The 21,366-nt window shown below is 68.0% G+C and carries 18 protein-coding genes; 11 read left to right on the forward strand and 7 right to left on the reverse strand.

Features of this window, described 5'->3' with window-relative positions:
* Positions 1-55: 55 nt before the first annotated feature.
* On the reverse strand, positions 56-907 hold the full coding sequence (locus tag ABZ552_RS29205; protein WP_281879728.1) for a crotonase/enoyl-CoA hydratase family protein: 852 nt from the start codon (positions 905-907) through the stop codon (positions 56-58).
* Positions 908-1,144: 237 nt separating this feature from the next.
* Between ABZ552_RS29205 and ABZ552_RS29210 the strand changes: the two genes are divergently transcribed.
* Positions 1,145-1,906 (forward strand): 3-hydroxyacyl-CoA dehydrogenase, encoded by a 762-nt coding sequence (locus ABZ552_RS29210; RefSeq protein ID WP_281879730.1) that lies wholly within the window; start codon positions 1,145-1,147, stop codon positions 1,904-1,906.
* Positions 1,907-2,337: 431 nt separating this feature from the next.
* Complete coding sequence (locus ABZ552_RS29215; protein WP_281879731.1) at positions 2,338-2,652, forward strand: hypothetical protein; 315 nt, start codon at positions 2,338-2,340, stop codon at positions 2,650-2,652.
* A gap of 425 nt (positions 2,653-3,077) precedes the next feature.
* On the opposite strand, the gene ABZ552_RS29220 is transcribed toward ABZ552_RS29215, so the two are convergent.
* Positions 3,078-3,839, reverse strand: coding sequence for a DUF4239 domain-containing protein (locus ABZ552_RS29220; protein ID WP_281879732.1), 762 nt, complete (start codon positions 3,837-3,839; stop codon positions 3,078-3,080).
* A gap of 606 nt (positions 3,840-4,445) precedes the next feature.
* Here ABZ552_RS29220 and ABZ552_RS29225 point away from each other — a divergent pair.
* The 5 genes from ABZ552_RS29225 (at position 4,446) to ABZ552_RS29245 (ending at position 10,498) form a co-directional block, all read left to right on the forward strand.
* Positions 4,446-5,561 carry a hypothetical protein gene (locus tag ABZ552_RS29225; RefSeq protein WP_281879734.1) on the forward strand — a complete coding sequence of 372 codons (1,116 nt, stop codon included), beginning with the start codon at positions 4,446-4,448 and terminating at the stop codon, positions 5,559-5,561.
* Between the two features lie 358 nt (positions 5,562-5,919).
* Positions 5,920-7,191, forward strand: a complete 1,272-nt coding sequence (locus ABZ552_RS29230; RefSeq protein ID WP_281880933.1) for a cytochrome P450 — start codon at positions 5,920-5,922, stop codon at positions 7,189-7,191.
* 166 nt (positions 7,192-7,357) lie between these two features.
* Positions 7,358-8,794 carry a hypothetical protein gene (locus ABZ552_RS29235; protein WP_281879736.1) on the forward strand — a complete coding sequence of 479 codons (1,437 nt, stop codon included), beginning with the start codon at positions 7,358-7,360 and terminating at the stop codon, positions 8,792-8,794.
* A gap of 131 nt (positions 8,795-8,925) precedes the next feature.
* The gene (locus ABZ552_RS29240; protein ID WP_357441209.1) at positions 8,926-9,801 is read left to right on the forward strand and encodes a DUF4231 domain-containing protein; all 876 of its coding nucleotides are present in this window, start codon (positions 8,926-8,928) and stop codon (positions 9,799-9,801) included.
* A 313-nt stretch (positions 9,802-10,114) separates the two neighbouring features.
* Complete coding sequence (locus ABZ552_RS29245) at positions 10,115-10,498, forward strand: VOC family protein (RefSeq protein WP_281879739.1); 384 nt, start codon at positions 10,115-10,117, stop codon at positions 10,496-10,498.
* 124 nt (positions 10,499-10,622) lie between these two features.
* Here the strand turns inward: ABZ552_RS29245 and ABZ552_RS29250 are convergent, their stop codons facing one another.
* The 3 genes from ABZ552_RS29250 to ABZ552_RS29260 all read right to left on the reverse strand — a co-directional run bounded on the left by ABZ552_RS29250 (position 10,623) and on the right by ABZ552_RS29260 (position 14,637).
* Positions 10,623-11,054 (reverse strand): hypothetical protein, encoded by a 432-nt coding sequence (locus tag ABZ552_RS29250; protein ID WP_281879740.1) that lies wholly within the window; start codon positions 11,052-11,054, stop codon positions 10,623-10,625.
* Positions 11,055-11,186: 132 nt separating this feature from the next.
* Positions 11,187-12,722, reverse strand: coding sequence for a serine hydrolase (locus ABZ552_RS29255; protein ID WP_281880934.1), 1,536 nt, complete (start codon positions 12,720-12,722; stop codon positions 11,187-11,189).
* Between the two features lie 193 nt (positions 12,723-12,915).
* Positions 12,916-14,637 (reverse strand): GMC family oxidoreductase, encoded by a 1,722-nt coding sequence (locus ABZ552_RS29260; RefSeq protein WP_281879741.1) that lies wholly within the window; start codon positions 14,635-14,637, stop codon positions 12,916-12,918.
* Between the two features lie 187 nt (positions 14,638-14,824).
* On the opposite strand from ABZ552_RS29260, the gene ABZ552_RS29265 reads away from it, so the two are divergent.
* Both ABZ552_RS29265 and ABZ552_RS29270 read left to right on the forward strand, forming a co-directional pair.
* Positions 14,825-15,523: a TetR/AcrR family transcriptional regulator gene (locus ABZ552_RS29265; RefSeq protein WP_281879743.1), complete on the forward strand. Its 699-nt coding sequence runs from the start codon at positions 14,825-14,827 to the stop codon at positions 15,521-15,523.
* A gap of 127 nt (positions 15,524-15,650) precedes the next feature.
* Positions 15,651-16,565, forward strand: coding sequence for a nitronate monooxygenase (locus ABZ552_RS29270; protein ID WP_357441344.1), 915 nt, complete (start codon positions 15,651-15,653; stop codon positions 16,563-16,565).
* Between the two features lie 5 nt (positions 16,566-16,570).
* On the opposite strand, the gene ABZ552_RS29275 is transcribed toward ABZ552_RS29270, so the two are convergent.
* Together ABZ552_RS29275 and ABZ552_RS29280 are read right to left on the reverse strand one after the other, a co-directional pair.
* Entirely contained in the window at positions 16,571-16,765 is a 195-nt protein-coding gene (locus ABZ552_RS29275) for a hypothetical protein (RefSeq protein ID WP_281879745.1), read from the reverse strand.
* Between the two features lie 41 nt (positions 16,766-16,806).
* Positions 16,807-18,126: a family 1 glycosylhydrolase gene (locus ABZ552_RS29280; protein ID WP_281879746.1), complete on the reverse strand. Its 1,320-nt coding sequence runs from the start codon at positions 18,124-18,126 to the stop codon at positions 16,807-16,809.
* A 398-nt stretch (positions 18,127-18,524) separates the two neighbouring features.
* On the opposite strand from ABZ552_RS29280, the gene ABZ552_RS29285 reads away from it, so the two are divergent.
* Positions 18,525-19,007, forward strand: a complete 483-nt coding sequence (locus ABZ552_RS29285; protein ID WP_281879747.1) for a nitroreductase family deazaflavin-dependent oxidoreductase — start codon at positions 18,525-18,527, stop codon at positions 19,005-19,007.
* A gap of 52 nt (positions 19,008-19,059) precedes the next feature.
* On the forward strand, positions 19,060-21,354 hold the full coding sequence (locus ABZ552_RS29290) for a molybdopterin-dependent oxidoreductase (protein ID WP_281879748.1): 2,295 nt from the start codon (positions 19,060-19,062) through the stop codon (positions 21,352-21,354).
* Positions 21,355-21,366: the final 12 nt, after the last annotated feature.

Genomic DNA, 21,366 nt, shown 5'->3' on the forward strand with positions numbered 1-21,366 from the left:
GCGGATCCTGATCGCGGCCGACCGGACCGTCGAATGTGCTTGTGCCGCGGACGATCTAGGGCCGAAACGGCGGGACCGCGAGATCGTCGCCGAAGATGTCCGGGAGGTCGCGCTCGACGCTGTCCGGGAAACGGGCGGGCCGCTTCTCCAGGAACGCCGTCACGCCTTCCCTGGCGTCGGCGGCGGCGCCGCGGTGGTAGATGCCGCGGGATTCGATGCGGTGGGCGATCATCGGATGCTCGGATCCGAGGTTGCGCCACAGCATCTGCCGGGACAGCGCCACCGAGACGGGTGCGGAATGCTCGGTCACGCGGCGGGCGAGCGCGCTGGCCTCGTCGAGCAGGGTGTCCGCCGGATACAGCGCGGAGAACAATCCGGCGTCGAGCGCTTCGGCCGCGTCCACGAGACGGCCCGAGTACACCCAGTCCAGCGCGGTCTGCATCGGTACCAGCCGGGGCAGGAACCAGCTGGAGCAGGACTCGGGAACGATGCCGCGCCGATTGAAGACGAACCCGATCCGGGCATTGTCCACGGCGAGCCGGAAGTCCGCCGCGAGCGTCATGGTGATGCCTACCCCGACGGCCGGGCCGTTGACGGCGGCGATGATCGGCTTACGGGATTCGAACATGCGCAACACGACTTCGCCCCCGCTGTCGCGGAAGGATTCGGCGGCATCCGGGTCGTCCGCCACGAAGGTCTCCGCGCCCGCCGACAAATCCGCGCCGGCACAGAAGGCGCGCCCGGCGCCCGTGAGGATGACCGCGCGGATCCGATCGTCGCGGTCGCAGGTGTCGAAGGCCTCGATCAGCTCGGCCCCCATCGCTGTGGTGAACGCGTTGAGCCGCGCGGGACGGTCGAGGGTGATGGTGGCGATGGCGTCGGAGACGTCCAGGCGAATATCGGCCATAACGGACAGCTTGCCATCACGCCGAGGTGCCCGCTCTTGCAGGGGGTTCGCGTCGCCCCGGGTGGCCTCCGCGCCATTTCGAAGGAGAATGGCTGTTTACTTAGTGCTCCCTGGGCGGTTAGCCTGTCGCCGTGTCCCGAACGGACACGGCGCCTGGCTCCCCGCACCGGGGTGACAGCGGAAACCGTCGGCCGGCGGCTCGCGCCGCCGTTCGACGACCCGGAGAGAAGGAGTGGGATGGAGATCAGCAACTCGGTCGCCGCGGTGACCGGTGGCGCGTCGGGACTCGGCTTGGCGACCGTGCGGGAGCTGCACGGCAAGGGGGCGAAGGTCGTGATCATCGACCTGCCGTCGTCCTCCGGGGAAGCCGTCGCCAAAGAGTTCGGTGACGGCGTGGTCTTCGCCGCGGCCGACGTCACAAACGAGGAGCAGGTCACGGCGGCCCTCGATGCCGCGCAGGAGCTGGGCGACCTGCGGATCGCGGTGAACTGCGCCGGTATCGGCAACGCCATCAAGACCGTGGGCAAGAACGGGGCGTTCCCGCTGGCGGACTTCACCAAGGTGATCAACGTCAACCTGATCGGCACCTTCAATGTGATCCGGCTGGCCGCCGAACGGATCGCGAAGACCGAACCGGTCGGCGAGGAGCGCGGTGTCATCATCAACACCGCGTCGGTGGCGGCGTTCGACGGCCAGATCGGGCAAGCGGCGTACTCGGCCTCCAAGGGCGGGATCGTGGGCCTGACCTTGCCGGTGGCGCGTGACCTCGCGGCGATCAAAATCCGCGTGGTGACCATCGCGCCGGGTCTGTTCCACACCCCGCTGTTCGCCACGCTACCCGACGAGGCCATCGCCTCCCTGGGCGCGCAGGTGCCGCACCCCTCGCGACTCGGCGATCCCGCCGAATACGCAGCGCTCGCGCGCCACATCGTGGAGAACCCGATGCTGAACGGCGAGACCATCCGTCTCGACGGCGCCATCCGGATGGCCCCGCGCTGACGTAGTCGCGGGCGTTGCCGAGGGTGCGGGTGTCGGGCTGAACCGACACCCGCACGAGCGTTTACGACCGTACCGTCCGGCAGCTCGCACCCGGGGCTGTAATTCGTGGCAGCGACCGGCTGTCCGCGCGCCCCGGCGCTCAGCGGGCTCGTCTCGCGCCGGGCGAGATGCGGATGCCGACGACGGTGATGACCGTGACCACCAAAACCGTCATCAGCTTCATGAGATTCCACGTTTCGGGGTCGTGGAGCGGTTCGACAGCTCGAACGTCTTTTCCCCGCGGGCGATTCGGCGGGGGCGTGGGCGACTGAATCGAAGGGCTCTCGGCTCGCGGCTGTGTCCGCATGGGTATGTCGGCCGGAGCAGGAACGATGCGGACTTCGGGGGGCGGCGGCCCGAGCTGGAGGGGGCTCATAGGCACCGGCGGGGCGGTGGGAAGCAGCAACAAGCAGGTCAGCAAAGCGCTGCCGGAGAAGGCGCTGCCGACGGCGGCGCTGCCCAGACTCGACCCGCTGGACCCGGGACCGATGAGGCCCGGCACGAGGGAGCTGGAGCCGAGGGAGCCGAAGCCGCTGCCCGTCGCGAGCCCGAGCAGCAACAGTGCGCTACCGGTGGCGGCGCTTCCGGAACACGCCAGCTGGACACTGCCCGTGTCGAGTTCCAATGTTTCGGCCGGACTCGCCGTCATGGCGGTCGGCGTGGGTGCGGCGTCTGCCGTCGGCGGTGTGCCGTTGCCGAGTTCGTGATCACCGGTGGCGAGCAGGCCACCGCGTGCACCGCCGGCCCCGGCGCTGCCGGTCGCGACATTGCCCGCACTGCCGGAAGGCAGTCGAATCGGCCCGAGCGCCAGAGATCCACCGCCAGTGGGACTTTCGGAACCGGGTCCGGAGGCGCTGCCGGATGAGAGAAGGTCGGAGCCGAAGCTCGGATCACTGCTCGCGTGGGGGCTCACGGGACCGGCAGCGTCCCCTGAACTTCCGGTCGCCAGGTCGCCGAGTGGCAGCCACGGCGGGGCTTCCGCCGATGCTTCCAGCGGCCGAGCCGCGAATACCATCACGGTCAAGGGCAGCATCGCCGTGGCCAAACCCTTTGCCCATCTCGGAGTTCGAGTTGCGTCTCGGTTGCTTCGCATGTGCAGTCGCCTCGTCGTAGTCGAAACCGGGCCGGAAGGTCACGTGGTGTGCTGATACCGGGACAGAGCGAGTTCGAAGGCTTCCTTCGGGACCACGTTCCCGCCGGAGAACGGCTCGTCGAGGTTGTAGATCGCCCGGATCACCACACCGACGATCGCGCCGAGCAGCGCAGTGGTCACGACGCTGCGCTTGGTGACCTGGACGCCGGAGAGAACCACGCTGAACAGCAGCAGGACGGTGCAGATCCACATGGCCAGGTAGAGGAAGCCGGGAACTCGGTAAGCAGCGTCGAGGGCACGGTCGGCGCGGGCTTGGGCCACCGCGTCGAGACTGGTCAGAGCGCTGGTGCGGAGTTCGTCGACCCCGTCGTCCGCCGGGTTCACCGCGGCCACCGCGTCACGCAGGTCGTCGAGGGTGTCCTGGGTGGATTGACTGAGACGACCGTCATCGGCCATGACCGCCCATTCCTCGGTGAGGACCTGCTCGGTGTACTCGCGGACCAGTCCCTGGATTCTCGCGTGGTCGGGCTCGGGCATGCCGTGCGCGGCCCAGTAGGTATCGATGAGCGCCTTGGCTTCGGCGATGGTGTGATTGCGCGCGTTGTCGTACTGCTGCCAGGCGATCACCACGATGAACGCGACCACCGCCATGAAAATCGTGTTGATCAAATTGAGCACCAGCGCGCCGACGGTGTCGTCGTCGGTGTGCCGCCACGCCTTCGGATGTAGGCGATCCCCGGCCACGAAGACGACCACCGCGACCAGCGCGGTGAGTGCGGGCACGAGAAATTCGAAGGCCATGCGGTACTCCGTTCTGTCTGATGGTTCTCGCGACCGTCGCGCGGGCGAGGCACCGCGGATCTACCGCGCCGACGGGTGGGTGAACCGGCGTACTTCGAGCACCGCAGGGCGCGCGGGTGCCGAAATTGCTTCGAATCGTCGATCGGATCGCGGGGAGACGGATTTCACCGGCGAACAGCCGGGAACGCCTCGACCCGAGCATTTCGATTGTCCTGCGTGGCCCTCACCCCCGAGATCTCTACCGAGACGATCGACGATGACGCTGTCGACAGTCTACGTTTGTTCGGCTCTGATCAGTGGTGCACAGCAAATCGGTACGCGACACACGGCGCCGGTACGAACCGGCCGCCGTCGGATTGTCCTACCCGGCGAACCGTTCCGGACGAGACCGATGGTAGACCGCGAATCCATCTGCGTGTGGCGAAATTTCGCAGATTCGGTGTGACGGTACGGATCCACGCGACCATCCTGCGCTTCTCCATAGCGGGTGGACATCAGGGGGTGCGGGATCGGAGCGCGTCCGTGTACGCTTGCACAGCTACCGATCGGCGTAACGGAGATGCCCTGGGTCGCGTATCCCGCGGCCCGACAACAGAAGAGCCACAGATGACCAGATTCGCGCATTATGTCGGCAGCCTGCCTGCCGAACTGATGACGGGTGATCGTGCCGTCATGCAATGGTTTGCCGACCACAGTGAGGGGCGGCCGGTCACCGCGCTGCCGTGCGACCTCGATCCGGACTGGATCATGGACTACCTGCGCACGCGCAAGCAGCACGCCGACGTCTTCGAGATCGTCCGGGCGGGCGAGTATGCCGACTACGGAGATTTCCCCAGCTACGGCCTGCGGTCCGGGTGCACGCTGGAGCCCCGGCATGTCTCGATGAATCGGGTCGAGCGAATCGGCCGGGTCGTGGAGGCGTTCGAGTCGCTGCGAAGCGATCGCCCGGAGCTGGCCACGACGAAAGTCCAGATCAGCCAACCCAACCCGCTGGATCTGGCGATGTTCGTCTTCGCGGCCGCCGCCGTCTCCGGTGGGCTCCCGGTCTGGCCCGCGGTGCGGCGCTCCGGGCTCGTGGTCGATGCGCTGCGGCAGCTGCCGGTGTTCACCGAAGCGGTGGTCCAGGAGATGGCCGAGATCGTCGAGCGGTACGGCGATCGTGTGGTCTGGCAGCTCGAGTCGCCCATCGCGTTGCTGAGCATGGTCAAAGCCGAGCAGCTGCGGTCGCAGTGGGCACTCGCCCCGCTGGTCGCGCGGCAACTCGCCGGTGTCCTCGGCCGCATGCACGAGATCGGGGCGGAAGCGATCGTCCACCTGTGCTACGGCGATTACCAGCACAAGAGCCTGCTGAGCCCACGCACTCTCGCCCCGGCGGTGAAGCTGCTCGGCCGCACCGCACGATTGCTGCGCGAACAGGGGACTCCACTACCCCCGGTGCATATCCCGTGCGCCTACGGCGCCGAGCCGGCTCCGCAGGACCCACGGTTCTACGCACCATTGCGCAAGCTCGATCCGGACTGGAAAGTGATCGCCGGCGTGGTCTCTCCGGACTCCGGCGAGGACAGCGCTCGCGCGCTCGCTCTGTTCGAGCAAGCGGCCGGACGCGCGGCCTACGGCGTCGCCACCGCCTGCGGGCTCGGCCGATGCACTGTGGACGCCGCGCGGCAAGCGGCCGCGACCACGGTGACCTTGGCCGGAGCCGGTGACGGCCGCGAACAGTGATCTGCCCCGCGATAGCCGACGCCGAATCGCCGTCGGCGGGTTGCCACGATAGCCACGGGCCGAGTACGGTTCCGAGCTGGTTCGCGATGACCGTGCCGTACCGAGTCGACCAGCGCGTTCGCCGGGATGCCGCCGGATGATTCGGCGAATTGCGTTGTCCGCTAGCGGCTCTCGTGGACCGGCCGATGCCGCCTTCGTCAGCGCCACGAACGGAGCGTTGCTATGTTGCTAGCGTAAGCGGGTCGCCCAGCTCTGGACGACAGGTCTTGGAAGGCACGTGCGCCCGCTCACCGATCACGTTCGTCGAATTGCTGTTCCATTACCTGGAGTCACGTTCTTGACCACACCACAGTCCCCGATGGCCGCGCCGCACCCCACTGGAACCGGAGCGTGCCCCGTCCAGCACGGATTCCCGACCGACGCGGATGCCTCGCGCGTGCAGCTGTACACGACGGAGTTCGTCTCCGACCCGCACCGCGCATACCGCGAGATGCGTCGCGAGCACGGCTCGCTGGTTCCGATCGAGCTGGCACCCGGCGTCCCGGCCACCCTGGTGATCGGCTACCAGACCGCGGTGCGCATCCTCAGTGATCCCGACCATTTCCCGGCCGATCCCCGCACGTGGCAGAAGACCATCCCGGAAGACTCGCCCGTCCGGCCGATGATGGAGTGGTATCCGGCCGCGCGGTACAACACCGGGCTCGCCCATGATCGCTATCGGCACGCCTCCGTCGACGCCATCGACGGAATCGATCTGTTCGACGTGCCTGCCATGGTCGAGCAGATCGCGGTCCCGCTGATCAATTCGTTCTGCCAAGCCGGATCCGCCGATCTGGTGAGCCAGTACGCCTTTCCGCTCGTCCTCGAAGTCCTCAACCAGATGGTCGGCTGCCCGGCCGAGATCGGCGAGCGGGTCGCGACCGGTATGGCCGCGCGCTTCGACACGGTGCGGGGGCCCGAGGGCATGAAGATGCTGAAAGAGGCGCTGATGCAGCTCATCCGGCTCAAGCGCCAACAGCCCGGCGAGGACGTCACGTCGCGGCTGGCGCATCACTCGACCGAGCTCGACGACATCGAGATATTCGCCCAGCTCATGAGTTTCTACGGGGCCGGATTCGAGGCGCAGCGCAACCTGATCACGAACGCCCTGCTGCTGATGATCACCGACGACCGGTTCCGCTTCGGCGACGTCCTCGGCCGGAATCTGTCCACCACCGACGCGCTCGACGAGGTCCTGTTCAACGACCCGCCGATGGCGAACTTCTGCACGACATACCCGCGGCAGCCGATCATGGTCGACGGTGTCTGGCTGCCGGCCGACCAGCCGGTCGTCATCAGCCTCGCCGGTTGCAACAACGACCCCCAGATCCGGGGGACCGACGAGCCCGGCGGCAGCCGGATCGGCAACCGCTCCCACCTGGCGTGGAGTGCGGGACCGCACGCCTGCCCAGCCAAATCCGTCGCCTACATGACGGTGCAGAATGCCATCGATCAGCTGCTCGACGCGCTGCCGGAGATCCAGTTGGCCACGCCCAAGAGCGAACTGCAATGGCGGCCCGGCCCGTTCCACCGGGCGCTCGGGGCCTTGCCGGTCGTCTTCCCGAAGTCCGCGCCGGTGCGCATCGTGTAGCGCTGCGGCGAGCCGTCGCTCGTCACCGGAACAGTCCGACGGCGGGGTGCGGGAATAGCGGATGTGCTCGCCCGGGCCCGGGTCCATACTGGTGCTCGGCGAGAAATGCGGCCGGAGTGCGCGGCGGCTCGTGGATGTTCGTCGGCAGGGGCGGGACGGTACGCCAGTGGTAGTCAGCGGAATCGGCGACAACGAGTTGTACAGGCGCGTCCGCGAGGAGGAAACCGCGTCGATACGCTCGGCGGCCGGGAACGCCGTCCGCTTCGCGGCGGCGGTGGCGGCTGTCGTCGTGGTCTGGGCTCGCGGGCCGCAACTGCTGGCGGTATGGGTGCCCGTGGTGGATCTGTCGTCGTGGCGGCAGCTGGTGTTGTTTCCGCTGGCGGTGCTCGGTGTGGGGGCCTTCGCCGCCGGTGCGGAGGCCGTCGGCGACGCATCGCGCGGATTGCGAGCGAGGTCGATCCGGCGGCGCGTGGAGCGCGCTCCCGATCAGATCGCGATGCTGGTGCCGCCACGGGAGACGCACATGGCCACGGTGCAGGCGGTCCGGAGTCATCGATCGGCTGCGGTGCGGCGCCTGCTCTGGGTAGGCGTGCCGGTCGCGCTGTTCGTCGGGGTCCTGGTCGGCGGTGTGTCGGTGGAGGAGCCCGACGGGACGCGGCGTCCCGCGCCGGAATTGGAGCCGGCCGTCCTCGGGTTCGTGACACTGCTTGCCGCCGTGCTGTTGGTGTCGGTCGCCCTGCGGTGGCGGCGGTGGAATGCGAGCCGAACTGTCGAGAAGTGGTCCACGGACCCCGCGTACAGCGCCCGGATCAGTCCGATCGGACCGGATCCGGCCTGGTCTCGCGCAGCGGAGATCCCGGCGCTCACCGTGAAGTTCATTACCCCGCCGCGAGGCGGGGGCGCTCTTCGGCAGGTGTCGCTGCGATCCAACGTCATCGGCGCGAAGCCGGTACAGATCGTCTATCTTCGCCTGTTCGACAATCGGGCGCGCGCCCGCGAGTTCCTGCGCGGCGCGTGGCGAGAATTCGGGTATGTGCACCTATTGCGCAGCGCCGCGTCGGTCAGCCCGGAAGAAGTCCGGAAAATCCGCCAGGACAATACCTTCCGCACCATGTTCGTGGCTTCGCCCCGCATGCTGCGCGAGGAGCTGGCCAAGCACCCGGCCGAGCCGTTCCCGCCAGGGCGCAGGCGGCTGATGGGCGTGACGGATCTAGGGGTGCGGGTCCGCGACCCTGCGGGCAGTTACCCGGTCCGTCCCATTCTCTGCCACGTCAGTTTCTGGCAAGCGGCAGTGGACATGCTGCTGTCCCGCGTCGATTACGTCGTACTGGATCTGGCCGGATACGTCCCGGCCAACGCCGGAACGCGGTTCGAATTGCAACGCGTGATCGACCGCTTCCCCATCACCAAGGTCGTCTTCCTCTGCGACGACAAAAGCGATCGAGCATTCCTGAAAGCGCAGGTGCTGCACCACTGGTCTCGAATGGACAGCCGTTCACCGAATGCCGGTACCACCCCGCGGGTCGCCCGGATCGCCGTGACGGATGGTCATCGGGCCACGACCCGGTATCTCATGGCGGATCTGCAGGTCCGTCATGGATGACGCGCCGCGTCGCGTGGAACACGGATCTTCGGCGCGCGCAATCGCAATTGTGAAGCTGCGCAAATCGTTTCGAGAAGTAGCACCCGACTGCTACCCTTCGGCCATGTCGGTTCGAGGGGGGTGCGCGGCCTGTGCAGCACGCTGACGATTATCCCGGGCTCTTCCAGTCCGCGGACACGGCGGCAATGTACGGCCAGAAATTCTATCTCCGCGCCTATGGGGCCCGGCTCTGGCTGGCTGTGGTGGCAGCGGCATGCGCGGCCTTCACCGTCCGCGTCGGCTCGTCGGGCACCGACATAGCGGCCATCCTGACCGCGATGGCGTTCGTCGGAATCCTGGCCGTCGACGTCGGGGTCTTACGCAGCCGTCCGGGCAAGTCGTGGTACGAAGGCCGCGCGCTCGCCGAGTCGGTGAAGACCTTGACCTGGAAGTACGCCGTCCAGGGTGCGCCGTTCGTCGGCACGCTTTCCCCGGCCGAGGCCGATCGGATGCTGATCGACCGCATACGGCTGTTACGTCAGGACATTTCGGCGCTCGCGCTGCGGCCGACCACCGCCCCGGCGATCAGCGATCGCATGCGGCAGTTGCGTTCCGCCCCGTTCGACGAACGCCGCCGCGTCTACCTGGACGACCGCATCCGGGAACAACAACGGTGGTATGCCACCAAATCCGACTACCATCAGCGCAGATCCCAGATATACGGCACGATGTCGCTCGTTTTCGAGGTCGCGGGTGTCGCCGGGGCGCTGGCAAAGGCGTTCAACGCGGTCAATTTCGACCTGGCAGGCATTTTCGCGGCGGCCGTCGCGGGTCTGGCCGCGTGGTCGTCGGCCCGGCAGCACAGCACCGCGGCCGCCGCCTATGCCGTCGCCTCGAACGAATTGAGCATCGTCGCTGAAGTTCTGGAGCAGAACCACACCGAAGGCGACTGGGCCGTCGCGGTATCCGACGCCGAGGAAGCGATCAGCCGCGAACACACCCTCTGGCGAGCCTCGCACGGCGAATAGCGCCCACTACTGTGACCGGGGCGGCCTTATCGGACATCCGATGATCCGGCGTGGCTGCCGGAGATGACCCGATTCGGCGCTTACGATGATCGGGCTGTGTGACGTGGCGGCGTCGCATGGCGAACGGGGAAGCGGCCCGCCCGGCGTGATTCGTGACGCCGGGCGGGCCGTTGCATTCGGCCAGGCCGACCGGTCGTTTGCTGCGCTCGCGCAGTCCTTCGGCGAGGCAGAGGGTGGGCTCCGGACCGCCGTGTTTGTGGATGGGCGGTGCGGGTAGGCAACGACGAATGGCGTAGGTCAGGAAGGTCGGAGTATGGCATCGAACAATGGGGTCGGTCAGTTGCGCAGCGTCGTGCTGGATTGCCCCGAACCGCGCAAACTCGCCAGGTTCTACCAGGAGCTGCTCGGGGGAGATCTGCTCGAGGACGATGACGAGAACTGGGTGGTGCTGGTCGAGACATCTGGGCGGCGCATCGCATTTCAGACAGCGCCCCAGTACAAGCCGCCGCGTTTCCCCGACCCCGAGGCGTCGCAACAAATGCATTTCGACGTGTTGGTCGACGATATCGAGCGAGCCGAGCCGGCGGCGCTCGCGTTGGGTGCGACGCTGGTGCAAGCCGACACCGATGGAGCGTTCCGCGTCTACGCCGACCCGGTTGGGCACACGTTCTGTCTGGTCTGGCTTCCGGACGAGTGAGGTAGGCGATCGGAGCGCCACCGCTCGGCCCGCCCCGGAAGCGATCGCGCGATACGCGGCGATGGCGATCACCGGCGGCGGGCCGAGCGGCGGCGTGTCCTTCCGATCGGCTCGACGGCTGCTGTTATTCGGGCGGAGCGGGTCGCCGGATGTCGTCGGCTACCGAACCGCCCGCGACGTCGGCGGCCACACCGATCTGCTCCTCGTAGCGGTGCTCGGCGCGCACGGCGTCGCTGTCGCTGCTGATGTCCTCCAGCTTGCGATCGTTCTCGAGCTTCTCGGTGTCCCCGGTCTCTCGGTCCGGATCGATGTCGGGCTCCTCCTCGGCGAGCCGGTCGCCGATCGGTCGAGGATGCGCTTGCTCCCACGGGGTCACGCCGTACTTGGTGACACCGCTCCAGTGCTCCGGCGGGTCCATCCCGGCCTCGAGCGGGTCGGAACGCAGTCGGTCCTCGTCGAGATCCTCGGCGCTGTTCAGGGCCGCCGGATCGGATTCGGTCGAGTCGGGCGCGCCCGTGTCCTGCGGCGGGTCGTAGGTCTCGTTCGGTTCGGTCATCACTGCCTCCTCTCCTGCATCCAGCGACTTCCCGCAACCGTCGTCGGCAAACCCCTGGAAACGCGCGACGCGTCCGCGATCGGCTGTGCGCAGCCTCCGGAGCGCGAGATCCCGGCTGCGTCGCAGTGACCGTCAGCGACGCGTGAATACGCCGAGGTGTTCGGTGTCGTAGTACTCCAGGGTGAGTTCGGTGCCGCGGAAGATCGCCTTGGAGACCGAGCCGTGATTGGCGTTCTCGCCAGGGGGCGTGAAAACGAAAGTATCGCCGTCCCAGTGCTTCAGGGGGAAGGTCATGTTGTTGGGGCCGAGGGTGAGGGTGAGGGAGTTGTCGGTGGCACTGATCGTCGCCGGGCCGTAGTAGGCGTTGTCGTAGGTGCCCGCGTACGCCGCGGGCGGCCGCGCGGGAGCCGGATGACTAGGCGGCTGCTTGCCGGCCAGCGCCCCGGACGGGGCGCCGAGTGGTTCGAACGCCGTGCGATACAGCGAGCGCCAGTCCTGCTGGATCTTCCCGAACTGGACCAGATCGGCGAACTCCGCGTTCAGTGTTTCCGGCACACCGATCGGCGCCGCGTTGGTGAGTGTCACGATGCCGACGTCGGCGGAGGGAATCAGGGTGAACGCGGTACCCGCGCCGAGACCGAACGCCCCCGAATGCCCGAGGACGACCCGGCCGGAGGCGGAATCGCTCACGTTGAAACCGAATCCGTAGAATCCGGCGCGTGCGTCCGGCGTTTTCGGCGGCGCCGAGACGACTTGTGGGGAAATGGCGGGCAGGAGATCCTCCGGTGGCACCAGCACCGAGCCGCCCGCGGAGCCGTCGGCGAGCACCATCGTCATCCACTTGGCCACGTCGGTCACCGAGGAGCTGACGCCTCCCGCCGGAGACTGCGCGTCCGGTTGACGCTGCGGGTTCGCCGGCTCGTACTTCCCGTCGATCAGAACGTGCCCCTCGGCGCGGTTCGCGCGAGACGCGAAGTCGGCGTACCGCGAGCTGGTCGAGGTCATGCCGAGCGGGCTGTAGATCATCTGCGCCGACAACGTCTCCCAATCGGTCCCCGCCGCCGTGGCCACGGCGACAGCGGCCGCGGTCAGCCCGAAATTGGTGTACTCGTAGGAGTCGCGGAAGGCGCCCAGCGGCAGCAGCCGAAGGCGGTCGAGGATCTGCTGACGGTCGTAGCCCAGATCCTCCAGCAGGTCGCCCGCGTGGTCGGGCAGTCCGGAACGGTGTGCGTACAGGTCGCCCACCGTGACATGCTCGGTGACGTAGGGGTCGGCGAGCGTGAAGGACGGCAGCAGCCGACGGACGGGCGTGTCCCATTCGACACCCCCTGCGGCGATCCGCCGCGCGACGACCGTCGCTCCGATCGGCTTGGATACCGACGCCAGCTGGAAGACCGTATCCGGGTCGACCTTCTCCTGGGTGACGACGTTGCGGACACCGAACCCCCTGCTGTAGATCACCTTTCCGCCGTGCACGACGGCGACCGCCATGCCGGGGATGCCGGAGGAGGCGAGCAGGCCGTCCGCGAGCTGGTCCAGTTCGCCCACAGCATCGTCGATCCGGCCCTCCGGTATCGGCACACCGGCGACCTGGTTGGGCATCGCCGCGGAACTCGGAGACGCTCCCGTCTCCGTGGAGCCCGACTCGCCGTCGCCGCACCCGGTCATGGCGAGGATGGCGGCCGCCGCCATGGCCGTGGGAGCGAGCAGTGCCCGGCGCAGTGTGCTCACGGGTCGCCTCCTGGCTTTTGTAGCGACAAAAGACCAGATAAAGGCTAGTCCAGCGGAGATTGCTGTGCGGTCGGTTCAGGGTTTCGCGGCGGGCGCTCACCCGCCGCTGTCCCCGGTCGGCGCCTAGGACCTATCCGGCGGCGGGTGTCTCCCTGATCTCCACGATCGGCAACACCAGGGCAGCGGGCGAGCTCGCCGGAACGGCCGGGTGCGCCGGCGCGATCGGAGCGATGCGCCGGTATCCCGTGCCTACCGGCGGTCGGGTGTCCACCTCGCCCTTGTTCGGCCAGTACGCCGCCGCCCGTTCGGCCTGCGCGGTGATCGTCAGCGAGGGGTTGACGCCCAGGTTGGCCGAGACGGCCGCGCCGTCGACGACGCTGAGCGTGGGATAGCCGTACACGCGGTGGTAGGCGTCGATCACGCCGTGCTCGGCATCGGCCCCGATCACCGCGCCCCCCAGGAAATGGGCCGTGAGCGGGATGTTGAAGATCTCGCCCCAGCTGCCGCCCGCGATGCCGCCGATCTTCTCCGCTACGCGCCTGGTCACGTCGTTGCCCACCGGGATCCACGTGGGATTGGGCTCGCCGTGCCCTTGCCTGCTGGTGAGCTTGCGGCCGAACAGGCCCCGCTTGGTATAGGTGGTGATCGAATTGTCCAAGTGCTGCATGACCAGCGAGATAATGGTGCGTTCGCTCCAGTTCTTGGTGCTCAGGAAGCTGAGCAGGTTCATCGGATGCCGCAGCACCATGCCGAGGAAACGCAGCCAGCGTGGGATGCGTCCGCCGCCGTCGACCATGAGCGTCTGGAGCAGGCCCATGGAGTTCGAACCCTTGCCGTAGCGGACCGGCTCGATGTGCGTGTCGGGGGTGGGATGGATGGACGAGGTGATCGCGACGCCCTTGGTGAAGTCGGTGCCGGGACGCACCTTCTTGGTGGCCGCGCCGACGATCGATTCCGAGTTGGTGCGGGTCAGCACGCCGAGGCGATCGGACAGGTCGGGCAGCACGCCCTTGTCGCGCATGGCGAACAGCAGCTTCTGGGTGCCGCGCGTGCCCGCGGCGAGCACGACGTGCGCGGCGGTGAATGTCCGGGGCTGTTTGCGTATCCAGGCGCCGGTGCGCGCGGTGGAGACGTCCCAGGTGCCGTCGGGGTGCGGACGCAGCTCGGTGACCGTCGTCATCGGAATGACCTCGGCTCCGGCCTGTTCCGCCAGGTAGAGATAGTTCTTCACCAGCGTGTTCTTCGCGCCGTACTTGCAGCCCACCATGCAGTCGCCGCATTCGACGCATCCGGTGCGCTCCGGGCCGACGCCGCCGAAGTACGGGTCCGGCACGGTCTTGCCCGGCTCGCCGAAGAACACGCCGACGGGAGTCTGCACGAACGTGTCGCCGACGCCCATGTCGTCGGCGACGGCCTTGAAGACCTCGTCGGCGGGCGTCATGTGGGGATTGCGCACCACGCCGAGCATCTGCTGCGCCCGCTCGTAGTACGGGGTCAGTTCGTCGCGCCAGTCGGTGATGTCACGCCACTGCGGATCGCGGAAGAACGGCTCCGGCGGCACGTACAGCGTGTTCGCGTAATTCAACGAACCGCCCCCGACACCGGCGCCGCCGAGGATGAGGACGTTGCGCAGGGGATGGATGCGCTGGATCCCGTAGCAGCCGAGCGCGGGCGCCCAGAGGAATTTCTTCAACTGCCAGCTGTTCTCGGGCAACTCGTCGTCGGCGAAGCGCCTGCCCGCCTCCAGTACGCCGACCTTGTACCCCTTCTCCACCAGCCGAAGCGCGGTGACGCTGCCGCCGAACCCCGAACCGACGATCAGCACGTCGAAATCCGTCGTCCGCTGGTCCATGTGGAACTCCTCGATCGTGTCGCCAGTGACTCGGCTAACACTACTCCCGGGTAAGTAACGGTACGCAAGTCGGCTGGAATCAGCGGACGGTTCCGGTATCGGGGTTTGCTTGCTGTTATCCGGCCCGTTTATAGAGCGGTGCTCACCTTAGTTGATAATGCTCTCTGAAACGCGCATAGTTGCTGCTATGCCGACGACACCCCGAGCCCGTGCGAGGGCCCAGACCATGAACGACATCGTCCGGATCGGGCGGGAACACTTGGCGACCGAGGGCGCCGCCGCCCTGTCGCTGCGTGCGGTCGCGCGTGACCTGGGTGTGGTCTCCTCGGCCGTCTATCGGTATGTCCGCAGTCGCGACGAATTGCTGACCTTGCTCGTGGTCGACGGATACAACGCCCTCGGTGACGCGGTCGACGGCGCGCTGGCCGAGTCGGGAGACGATCCGATCGAGGGGCTGCGGATCCTCGGACGCACGGTGCGGCGATGGGCGCTGGCCGAAACGGCCCGGTACGGGCTGCTGTTCGGCACGCCGGTCCCCGGCTACGACGCACCCGCCACCGAGACCGTCGCACCGGGCACCCGGGTGATCGCCGCGATGCTGACGTTGTTCGCCACTGCCCACCGAGCCGGCCGGCTCACGGCGCCGGTCGCGGAGCCGCGGATATCCACCGCGCTCGCGGGCAGTTTCGCGCGCATCCGCGACGAGTTCCAGCTCGATGTGCCCGACTGGCTGATCGCCCGCGGCGTGACGTTCTGGGTCGGGCTGTTCGGGGCGGTGAGCGCGGACGTCTTCGACATGTACGGCGCCGACACCTTCGCCGACCGCGACGAGCTGTTCGAACTCCAGGTGGACGGGCTGCTGGACATGCTCGGTCACCGCGCGTGAGCCGCCGCCGGAACGGGGGAGCACGCGACCCGTCGCGGCGGCGTGTGCTGCGATGGAGCGCGTGACGACTTCCAGCCAGCAGTCTCCCGGCCCCGGCATCAGCGCCGCGCTCGCGTGGGCGAATCGGATCGGTGCGCGGATCCCACTGGTCAACGCCCCGATGGGCGGCGTCGCCGGCGGACGGCTCGCCGCGGCGGTGACCGCGGCCGGTGGCCTGGGCATGATCGGGATGGGCAGCGCCGGATCGGTGCGGGCCCTCGAGCAGGAGTTGCCGCACGTTCGCGGCATGGCCGGTCCGTTCGGCATCGGTCTGGTCGATTGGGTGGTCGCCGGGCAGCCGGAACTGTTGGAGGCGGCGATCGAGGCCCGTCCCGCACTGATCTCGGTGAGCTTCGGCGAGGACTTGGGCTGGGCGGCCCGCGTCGCGGACGCCGGGATCGTGCCTGCCATCCAGGTCTACAGCGCGCAGGACGCGCGGCGTGCGCAAGACGCGGGCATCGGCGTCCTCGTCGCCCGCGGCGTGCAGGGCGGCGGGCACGGAGCCGTGAACGCGCCACTGCTGCCGCTCCTGGACGAGGTGCTGGCCGTCGCGTCGGTCCCGGTGCTCGCCGCGGGCGGCATCGGCGCACCACGAGACCTGGCCGCCGTGCTCCGGGCGGGGGCGAGCGGGGCGTGGCTCGGCACCTGCCTCGCGGCGTGCTCGGAATCGCTGCTACCGGAGGCGGGCCGTCGCGCCCTGCTCGACGCGAGCGGCGCGGACACCGTACTCACCCGCGCCTACGACGTGGGCATGGAATTGCCCTGGCCCACGCGATTTCCCGCGCGGGTACTGCGCACCGGATTCACCGACCGGTGGACCGGACGCGAAGACGAACTCGCCGCCGATTCGGCGGCCAGGCACGCGCTCACCGCCGCGCTCGCCGCGAACGATCCGGCCGTGACGCCGATCGACGCGGGGGAGGGCGTCGGCCTGGTGACCGCCGTGGAACCGGCCGCGTACGTGCTCGAGCGGCTGTGGTCGGGGGCGGCGGGCCTGGGCTGAGCGGTTCAGTCCTCGCTGCTGTCGCGCTCGCCGAGATAGCGCAGCAACTCGGTATCGGAGGAGGTCAGCCGGTCGACCTCCTCGCCACCGGTGCACTGGTAGAACGCGATGGTGACCGAGCCGGACCTGCGCCCTGCGACGCGCCAGATCCCGCCCGAATCAGCCCAGCGCCGCAGCACCGCGACGGGATCGTCGGTCATCATCTACCTCCGCTCGGTCGAGTACGGTCAGGACTCCTGTGTCACCGCGGGATGGTGACCGGGTCGGAGCAGCCGGCCGGTACGTCGACGAAGGAGCAATCCTTCGGCGCTCGGGTCGGCCGATAGTCGGGAGCGACGCCACCGGCACGCGTGATGTCGGTGTACGCGGCCACCGCGTCCGTGGGTTTGCGGGTCAGCGCCGGATCGCTCAGCACGTCGACCGTGTACAGGCCGAAACGTGGAGTGTAGGAACCCCATTCGTAGTTGTCGGTGAGACTCCAGTAGTTGTAGCCGATCAGGTTGATGCCGTCCGCCTTGGCGCGCTGCAGCCAGTAGACAGTGTCGCGCAGGGAGTCCGCCCGCCCGTACCCGTCCGCCCGCGGCAAGCCGTTCTCGGTGGGCATTCCGTTCTCGACGATGTAGAGCGGCTTTCCGGGGAACTGACGGGCATAATGCTGCAGCGCGTAATAGATTCCTTCCGGCTGCAGCGGGTTCTTCCACAACTCCGTGAAATTCACCGTCGTGGTGAGGCTGTCAGGGGAGAGGCCGTAGTAGTAGTCGATGCCGATGTAGTCGAGCTTCGTGCCGATTCGGTCCACCAGCGGCTTGTTCACCACGTCCTCGGCGGCCGGGATATAAGCGACATTGCTGGTCACCATGGCGTCCGGCTGAACCCGGTGGATGTGGTCGTAGATGCCGTTGTGCGCCTGGGCGATCCGGTCGTGCATCGCGGGCGCGGCGGCGAGCGGCAATCCGCCGTTGCGCAACTCGTTCACCAAATAGAAAGTCGGCTCGTTGAAGGTGACCCACAACGGTCGATAGGGGGCGTAGCGATCGACGACCGTGCGCGCGTTGGCCAGCCAGTCCTCGACGATGCCCGGGTTGTTCCAACCCCCGCGGTCGACCGCCCACCCCGGATAGACCCAGTGGTCGATGGTGATCATCGGGCGCATGCCCGCGGCCGTGATCGCGGCGACGACGTTGTCGTAGAACTTCAGTCCCTCGGGGTCCCACTGGCCCGGCTCGGGCTGCAGACGCGCCCACTCGACGCCGATGCGATACACCTTCACGCCGAGTCCGGCCGCCAGGGCGATGTCCGAGCGGTAGCGCGTGTAGAAGTCGATCGAATCCCGATAAGGGTCCGGCGTTTTCCCCGACGCGACATAGCGAGACCAGTTGCTGTCCGGAGCGTGGCCTTCCGATTGATATCCCGAGGCGGCGACGCCCCAGAGGAAATCGGGGCCCATCGGCGTGACCACAGCGGGTGGCGCGGGCCGGGCGGCGGCCGGAGCGATGCCTCCGAGCAGGACCGCGGCGACGGCCGCGAGCGCGGCCGAGACGTGGCGGGAGTGTGCACGCATCGAACTCCTGTTCCGAGACGGGTGACGGGCGCTCGCCGACCTCGGCGCACGGACCGGGGGAGTGGGTACCACGGGGACAGGGTAACTGGTCGCTTGTCCGTTTTGTGGGAGACGGGGAGGGGCAGCGAGGCGGCAAGTCTTAGTGGACCCGGAGTTCGAACGGGAGGGGTAGGAGTCGTGATGGAAGTGCGTATGGAGCGGGCGGCGACCCGTATAACATCTAGATACGTGGATATGCGCATCTAACTATGTTACTCCATCACGAACTTCTCCGACCTCACGTCGCATCAACCGAATAGCAAGGAGGAAGAGGAGTGCCTGAATGCCCTCCTGTGAGATGTCCCTCGGTCCCGGCGTGCGGATCCGGTCCGGAAGGTAGGCCGTGTCAGGATGCGTATATGGTCCCCAATCCGCTGCCACGACTGGCCCGACGCCTCGCGCAGCAACGCTGGGTGATGCGGACGGCGCCGCTCGTGGTGCGGGCCGAACGCTTGATTCGGCGTGCGAGCGGCGGGCGGAAGGGCGTCCTGGATCTGGCGGGGCTGCCGTCCGTGGAGGTGACCGTGCCGGGGCGGAAGACCGGAATTCCGCGGACCACGTCGTTGCTGTACGTGCCGCGCGGTGCGGACTTCGTCGTCCTCGGTTCGAATTGGGGCAGTCCCACTCATCCGGCTTGGTCGGCGAACCTGCGTGCGGCACAGACCGCTTCGGTCCGGCACAAGGGCGAGCATTTCGTGGTCACGGTACGCGAGATCACCGGCGTGGAGCGAAAGCCCTACTGGGATCTGGCGGTCGAGTTCTGGCCTGGCTACGCCATGGAGTACGAACGCTCCGGCGGGCGATTGTTCCGGATCTTCGAGCTGCGCCGCGTTTGCGATTGAGCGCCGTGGCGAGCGTCGTCCGGTTGTCGGCGGGGGCGGTTACGGTGGGACGGTGACCACGCATCTGACTCACTGGGGCGCGTTCGAGGCGGACAGCGATGGCGAACGGCTCACGGCCGTGCGGCCGTGGCGTGGTGACCCGGAGCCGACGCCGCTTATCGACAATATCGCTTCGGCGCAACATCATCCGACCCGTATCGCTCGGCCGTATGTTCGCCGAGGCTGGCTGCAGCACGGCCCGGGTCCGGGAGCGCGAGGTTCGGATTCTTTCGTTCCGGTTTCGTGGGACCGTGCGTTGGATCTGCTGGCCGGAGAGCTCGGCCGCGTGTACCGGCAGTACGGGCCGGAGGCGGTGTACGGCGGCTCGTACGGCTGGGCCAGCGCGGGGCGCTTTCATCACGCGCAGAGCCAATTGCATCGCTTCCTCAACTGTCTCGGCGGCTACGTCCGGCACGTGAACAGCTACAGCCTGGGCACTTCGGCGGTGTTCCTGCCGCACGTCATCGGTGACATCGGCTGGGTGACGCAGCAGGCGACGGCGAAGAGCGTGCTGGCCGAGCACTCCGAGCTGGTGGTGGCGTTCGGAGGTCTGTCACCGAAGAACGCGGCCGTGTCGCCGGGAGGGGTCTCGCGGCACAACGCGCGCGGCTGGATTGCGGCGGCGCGGGCGCGTGGGTGCCGGTTCGTGTCGATCAGCCCGCTGCGCGACGATACGCCGCCGGAGAGCGGGGGCGAGTGGATCGCGCCCTTGCCCGGCACGGACGTGGCGATCATGTTGGCGCTGGCTCAGGTGCTGGACGCGGACGGGTTGGCGGACGAGGAGTTCCTGCGCGAGTACACGGTCGGCTACGACCGCTTCGCGCAGTATCTGCGTGGTGTGGTGGACGGAGTGGTCAAGGATCCGGAGTGGGCTGCGGCGATCACCGGCGTCCCTGCCGGTCGTATCCGTGGGCTGGCACGTGAGATGGCCGCCGCGCGCACGCTGGTGACGGTGAGTTGGTCGCTGCAGCGGGCGCGACATGGCGAGCAGCCGTTGTGGGCGGCGGTCGCGCTTGCGGCGATGCTGGGGCAGATCGGACTTCCGGGGGGCGGGTTCGGGCACGGGTACGGGTCGGCCGCGAGTGTGGGGGAGCCGGCGCGCGTGCCTGCGCCGCGACTGCCGCAGGGGCGCAATGGCGTACAGGTGTTCATCCCGGTCGCGCGGATCGCGGACATGCTGTTGAATCCGGGGCGGTCGTTTCGCTACAACGGGCAAGAGCTGGTGTATCCGGATGTGCGGTTGGTGTATTGGTGCGGCGGCAATCCGTTTCACCACCATCAAGATCTGGCTCGGTTACGTACGGCGTTCGGGCGTCCGGACACGGTCGTCGTGCACGATGCCTTCTGGACGGCGACCGCGCGGCACGGGGATATCGTGCTGCCGTCGACGATGTCGATCGAGCGCGACGACTACGGCGTGGGCGAGGGTGATCGTTCGTTCTTCCCGATGAAGGCGCTCACCCGCCCGCACGCCGAGGCGTGGGACGATTATCGGATTTTCGCCGAGACAGCCGATCGGCTCGGTGTGGGTGCGGGATTCACCGAGGGGCGCTCGGTCACGGAGTGGCTGCGGCATCTGTACGAGCGCTGGCGGGTCGAGCAGTCCCGGGCGGGCCACGCGTTGCCGGACTTCGACGCGTTCTGGTCCGGCGATGTGCTCGAGCTGCCGGTGCCGGATCCGGAGCAGGTGCTGGCGGCGGACTTTCGCGCCGATCCCGACCGGTATCCGCTCAGCACACCCAGTGGAAAGATCGAGATTTTCTCCGCGACCATCGAGGGGTTCGGGTACGCCGATTGCCCGCCGCACCCGGTGTGGTTGGAGCCGGAGGAGTGGCTCGGTGGCGCGGTGGCGGAGCGGTTTCCGTTGCAGCTGGTGGCGAATCAGCCGCGGACCAAGCTGCACAGCCAGCTCGATGTGGGTGCCTACAGCCGGTCGGTGAAGATCTCCGGGCGGGAACCGGTTCGGATGCATCCCTCGGACGCCGAGGCGCGCGGCCTTTGTGCCGGTGAGATCGTGCGGGTGTTCAATGATCGGGGCAGTTGCCTGGCCGGCCTGGTGATCGATGAGGGGGTGCGGGCGGGTGTCGTGCAGCTGTCCACTGGGGCGTGGTACGACCCCGACCCGGCGGACCCGACGTTCTGCCGCCACGGCAATCCGAACGTACTCATCGCCGACCGTCCGTCGTCGACGCTCAGTCAGGGGTGCGCCGGGCAGCTCACGCTGGTGGAGATCGAGCGCTACGCGGGCCCGCTCCCCGATGTGGCGGCGACCATGCCGCCGGACATGATGGGGCCGGAAGCGCTGTGAGGTCGTCGAGAG

The sequence above is a fragment of the Nocardia sp. NPDC019219 genome, assembly GCF_040632645.1.
GTDB lineage: Bacteria > Actinomycetota > Actinomycetes > Mycobacteriales > Mycobacteriaceae > Nocardia > Nocardia sputorum.

What these genes read in the sequence shown, in the direction of transcription:
- ABZ552_RS29205 (WP_281879728.1), bottom strand. Translation starts at nt 907, where the DNA reads ATGGCCGATATTCGCCTGGACGTCTCCGACGCCATCGCCACCATCACC.
- ABZ552_RS29210 (WP_281879730.1), top strand. Translation starts at nt 1,145, where the DNA reads ATGGAGATCAGCAACTCGGTCGCCGCGGTGACCGGTGGCGCGTCGGGA.
- ABZ552_RS29220 (WP_281879732.1), bottom strand. Translation starts at nt 3,839, where the DNA reads ATGGCCTTCGAATTTCTCGTGCCCGCACTCACCGCGCTGGTCGCGGTG.
- ABZ552_RS29225 (WP_281879734.1), top strand. Translation starts at nt 4,446, where the DNA reads ATGACCAGATTCGCGCATTATGTCGGCAGCCTGCCTGCCGAACTGATG.
- ABZ552_RS29230 (WP_281880933.1), top strand. Translation starts at nt 5,920, where the DNA reads ATGGCCGCGCCGCACCCCACTGGAACCGGAGCGTGCCCCGTCCAGCAC.
- ABZ552_RS29245 (WP_281879739.1), top strand. Translation starts at nt 10,115, where the DNA reads ATGGCATCGAACAATGGGGTCGGTCAGTTGCGCAGCGTCGTGCTGGAT.
- ABZ552_RS29250 (WP_281879740.1), bottom strand. Translation starts at nt 11,054, where the DNA reads ATGACCGAACCGAACGAGACCTACGACCCGCCGCAGGACACGGGCGCG.
- ABZ552_RS29255 (WP_281880934.1), bottom strand. Translation starts at nt 12,722, where the DNA reads ATGACCGGGTGCGGCGACGGCGAGTCGGGCTCCACGGAGACGGGAGCG.
- ABZ552_RS29260 (WP_281879741.1), bottom strand. Translation starts at nt 14,637, where the DNA reads ATGGACCAGCGGACGACGGATTTCGACGTGCTGATCGTCGGTTCGGGG.
- ABZ552_RS29265 (WP_281879743.1), top strand. Translation starts at nt 14,825, where the DNA reads ATGCCGACGACACCCCGAGCCCGTGCGAGGGCCCAGACCATGAACGAC.
- ABZ552_RS29275 (WP_281879745.1), bottom strand. Translation starts at nt 16,765, where the DNA reads ATGACCGACGATCCCGTCGCGGTGCTGCGGCGCTGGGCTGATTCGGGC.
- ABZ552_RS29280 (WP_281879746.1), bottom strand. Translation starts at nt 18,126, where the DNA reads ATGCGTGCACACTCCCGCCACGTCTCGGCCGCGCTCGCGGCCGTCGCC.
- ABZ552_RS29285 (WP_281879747.1), top strand. Translation starts at nt 18,525, where the DNA reads ATGGTCCCCAATCCGCTGCCACGACTGGCCCGACGCCTCGCGCAGCAA.